This is a genomic window from Rudaea sp. 3F27F6 (assembly GCF_005503555.1).
GTDB lineage: Bacteria > Pseudomonadota > Gammaproteobacteria > Xanthomonadales > Rhodanobacteraceae > Rudaea.
Map to the genome: position 1 here is coordinate 1 of NZ_SCNG01000013.1, position 4,706 is coordinate 4,706.

The 4,706-nt window shown below is 62.9% G+C and carries 1 protein-coding gene; it reads right to left on the bottom strand.

The window, feature by feature from the left end:
• Nucleotides 1–3,978: S8 family serine peptidase (locus FFS30_RS23675; RefSeq protein WP_171014844.1), on the bottom strand; the 3,978-nt coding region annotated here is incomplete at its 3' end.
• Nucleotides 3,979–4,706 lie beyond the last annotated feature (728 nt).

A 4,706-nucleotide genomic window follows, 5' to 3' on the forward strand; every position in this document is an offset into this window, starting at 1 on the left:
GGCCGAGCAGAGATTGGTCGGAGCGACGGTCAGGGTCTGACCGTTGTCCGTACCGCAGGCACCGTTGACGGCGTTCGCAGTGAACGAGGCGGTGATGGTGCAGTTGGCGGTGACAGGACCGGTGGTGTAGGTGCTGCCGCTCTGCACGCTGGGTGAACAGGTATCGCCGGTGACCGAAGCGATCGAGTAGCCGGTCAGCGCGGATACGGTGAACGTGGTCGAACCGCCCGGAACCAGCGGCGACTGTGCCGGCGCCGAGATAGTGCCGCCCGCACCGCTGGTCGTCGTGGTCACGGTGTAGATCGGGAAGGTCAGCGGTACGACCGAGGTGAACGTATCGTTCGTGGCCGTGTTGGTCGACGTCCAGGTCGGATCGTTGCCGATGTTGCCGGCCGTGCCCGTGCAGACGATCTTGCCGCCGCTCGGATCCGCCGTCACTGCCGAGCAGGTCGCGCCCGGAATGGTGTTGGTCGTACCGGGCTCGACGCCGAGACAGGTGATCGTGACCGTGGCGGTACTGTCGGTCGGGTTCGGCGTCGCCGTGCACGAAGACACGCGCAGCGTGGTCGGAATCAGGATCGAGTCGGTATTGATGGAGTCGACGAAGGACGACGGCGACGTGCCGTTGCCGCTGAGGCAGACGTAGGCCTTGTAAACGCCGGCGCTAAGGCTGGTCGCATCGAAGCTAACCGCAACCGGTCCGCTCGAAGCCCCCGCGCCCAGCGCGCCCGAGTTGCTGCCGTAACCGAGCCACGGCGCGCTGCAGGTGGCGTTGATGTCGACGCGCATGGCCATGCCGGTGTTAGCGCTGAGCGATGTGTATGCGCGCGTGGCGCCATTGCCAGTGACGGACTGCCCCGGCACCGCCTTGGGACTGGCATCGTTGGAGAACCAAAACCAACGATTGCTCGAGCTTGCCGAATAGGTGGCCGAGGCGATGGTCGGCGTCATCATCATCCAATAACGGCCGGTCGGGTGCGTGGGAGGAGAGGCGCCTGCGGCAACGAGATCGACGCTGACTTGTCCGTCGAAGCGGGTTTTGGTTGCGGTTGCGGTATTCGCTGCAGAATTGAATACGAACGCAGGTTGTTCGGCGGGTGTGGTGATGCCGGGGCGACCTGCCGGCGTGTTGCTGCCGCTGTCGGCGTAAATACGCCAAGCGACTTGACTGGCCAGTCCTGCCAAACCCGAGCTGGAGTTGGTGAATGCATTGGCTTGCAGGCGGCTGACTCGAGCCGGGGCAGACAGATCAAAGTAGTCGCCGATGTAACGGTTGGTATTGCTCGTCGAAGTGATCGCCGTACCACTGGCAATCGTGACGACCGAATAGCCGGAATTGCTGGGTGACCGAAAAAGAATCGTGCCGTCGAGAGACGTCGTAGAGAACGACCAGTTCAACGTCGGATTGCCGGTATTGGAGATCGTGATCGGCTTGGTCGTGGTCTTGCCCGCGCTGACTTTCACGGCGAACGAGTTCACGTCTGCGGTCAAGCGCGCGGCGGTGGGAAGGATGGCGATCGGCAGACGCTGCACCGAAACGTTGGGGGCGTTCGGAGTCAGCAGCAGTTCGCCGTAGACCCACGCGCCCGGCGCAGCACCGAGCTTGGTGGAATCGACCGAAAGCGTGAACGAGCTGGTGTCGCCTTTGTTCGCCAGCGAGAACGACGTCTTGTCCAGGCTGTAGGAACCGGCGGCCAAACCGTTGACCGTGATGGTCCAGTTGCCGCTCACATTGAGCGCGGAACTCACCGTGCGTGGGAAGACACAGGTGGCCGTGCAGCCGAAGTGATAGAGACTCGCGATGTTCAAAGTTTCCGGCTTGCCGCCGTTGGCCGGATTGGCCGCAATGAAGTTCGCATGGGTCTCGTCGAACAACAGGCCCGCGCGGGTGGCGGCACCGACGTTCACGCGGCCGGCGCCGACCGTGTTCGGCGTAGTGAGTGCGCTGCCGGTTTCGTTATAGACGGTCTTGTTGGCCGTGGTCATGAGTGCCGACTTGACCTGCATTGGCGTCCAATCACGATGCAGCGCGCGCACCAGGGTTGCCGCGCCGGTGATGTGCGGCGTGGCCATCGAAGTGCCCGAATCGTTCTTGTAGATGTCGCTGGTCGCGGCTTGGTTCGCCGTCGTGTAGCCGCTGGCTGCGGTCGGCGACATGGCGGCGAGGATGGTATCGCCCGGCGCGCTGATGTCGGGCTTCAGCGTTGCGAACGGGCTGGGTCCGCGCGAGCTGAACCCGGCCATGCGGTCGGCAGGACGCGAAGTCGGGCTGACCGGGAAACCGATCGTCGCCGTAGCAGTGCCAGTTGGCGTCACGTCGGCTCCACTCGCCTTGATCGCATCCCAACCCTCTTTGAGCAGAGAGTAGGAGGCGCCAGTGGCGCCGAGATTGATGAATTCCGGATCGACGTAAACCACGGCGATCGCACCGGCATTCGCGGCATTGGTGCGCCGCGCGCCGCTGCCGCAATTGCTCGCGTTCTGGTCGAGGCGCAGCACAGCGATGCCTTGGGCACCGGCCGCAGTCTGTCCGCGGCGGAAGTAGTTGGCCGGATACGCGGCGCAACCGTCATTACTGCCGTCGGCGAAATTCGGGCTTTCGATCAACGGCAGATTGAGATACGCCTGCGTCGGTAGCGGCGCGGCGCCCGAGATCGCGGCGAGATTCTGCGTATTGGCCGGGCCACCGCTCAGGCTGAAGGAGAACGCGGCGATCATCGCCGGCGTCGTCGCTCCGACCGTCGTGACCCACGGCGAGGCGTGGTCGAACGAGTTGTCGCTCGGGCCGTCGTTGCCCGCGGCGGCGGCGACGAACACGCCGGCGTCCTGCAGGCTGAGGAAGGCGAGCTCGCCGGTGTCGGTCCACGGCGAGGACAGCGAATCGCCGCCCGTGCCGCCGATCGAGAAATTCAGCGTATCGACCTTGTCGATGATCGCCTGATTGAGCGAACTGGTCAGGCCGGTATCGCTGCAGCAGCCGGCATACATAATGACGTTTGCATGGGGCGCGATGCCGGACACGTTGAACGTGCCGCCAGCGAACGGCGCGGTGGTGTAACTATTGCCCGCTGCGGTGCTGGACGTATGCGACCCATGGCCGTCCAAGTCCTGCCCCGATGTACTCGTACCCGGCGGGGTTGTAAGGGCGACGAAGTTATAGATGCCGATCAGCTTGGAGTTGCAATGGCCGACGTCCGCGCCGCCGGTTTTGCAGCCACCGAGATAGTTGCCGTCGCCGAGCGGATTGACGACGGTATAGCCGTCCGAGCCCGTCGCGAGGAAAGAGTGGCTCATCCAGTTGATGCCGGTGTCGATGATGCCGACGACCATGCCTTCGCCCTTGCTGGTCACGCCGCCCAGGGTATCGGTGCCGTTCCACACGCCGGTCGCATTGATCAGGCGCGGCGTGTCGAAGGTCTTGGGTTCGCGGATCTGTTCGCGGTTGACCAAATGCACGTTGGAATCCTGACGCAGCGCTTCGGCCTCGTCTGCGGTCAGATCGAGAGCGACGGCATTGAGCGCGTACTGGAATTGCGCTGCGGGAGTGATCGCGCGCCCGAGTTTGGAGGTCAGCGAAGCGGTGAAGGAGCGCTGTTGCGACTGCAGGTGCGAGGCGTAGGATTTGGCTTGTGCCGAGTCGATGTCCTTGCGCACCGTGCCGGAGACGGAAGACGCGCGCTTGGGAATCGCGGCGTAGCCTTGGGTTTCACCTTTGTAGGTAGCGACCGGCGCTTCTGTCAGGATGACGATATAGCGCGCGCGGCCGTTTGCATCTTCAGGCGTATAGCGCGGGCCTCCTCGGCCTTGGCGGGCGGGGCCGTCTTCCTTGACGAAACCGCCGGGCGGTTGCGTGGGGTCGTCGGTCTGTGCGGCAAAGCTTGCCGAAATCATGCGCCCCGCGTCGAGTGCCGGCATCGCGGCAAACGACATCGCGCTGAGCGCCCCGGAAACAAAGGTCAGCGCTAATGCGCTGGCCAACGGCCTCATGGCCGAATATCTGACTCTTTTCATTGTTCCCCGCCTCTTTTTTAGTGGATACGACCCAGAAAAATCTCTGGGGTAGCCGCTTCGGGGCGCTGGAAAAGAGAGAAATCTTCCTGTCGCACGCGGTGCGCAGAAGTCGTTGAATCATGCGATTGTCGGTGTCGGGCCGCTTGTGTTCGATGAGTCTCGGCCGACTGCGATTTTCAGGCGAAGACAGAGTGGCCTGAAAACAATTTCCCCACGCGTGACACGAAATTCCCAATCCCCATATCCCCGTCCAACCTGCAGCTATACCCCATAGCTTTGATCCGACCCTGAAACCTCGGCACCCAACCGAGCTTCTGCTGAAGCAAATTTCGAGCGGTGAATCAATAGCCCGTCCGATACTAGTCACGAATTGTTCACAGTGTCAACAAACGACGGTGGCGGATTGTTTTTCGCCTGAAAAAGCAGCCCTGTTCGCCCTTGAGTTAATTCGGGGCGGCTCTGCAGATCGGCGAAGGATTGAGGTTTGCGCGGCGCGCAGGCGCTGAATTCGCCGGGGAATGGCGAGGCGCAGATTTCGCTTTGGAGAATCCGGCGCCGCGTTGAATCGCGGCGCCGGATTGGAGGTTACTGCGGCGAAGCGGCGGCGAACCAACCGACGACGTCGACGACGACATCGGTATTGCCGGCGGAGTTGAACAACGAGACCTTGCCCTGGCTACCGACCTTGACGATGA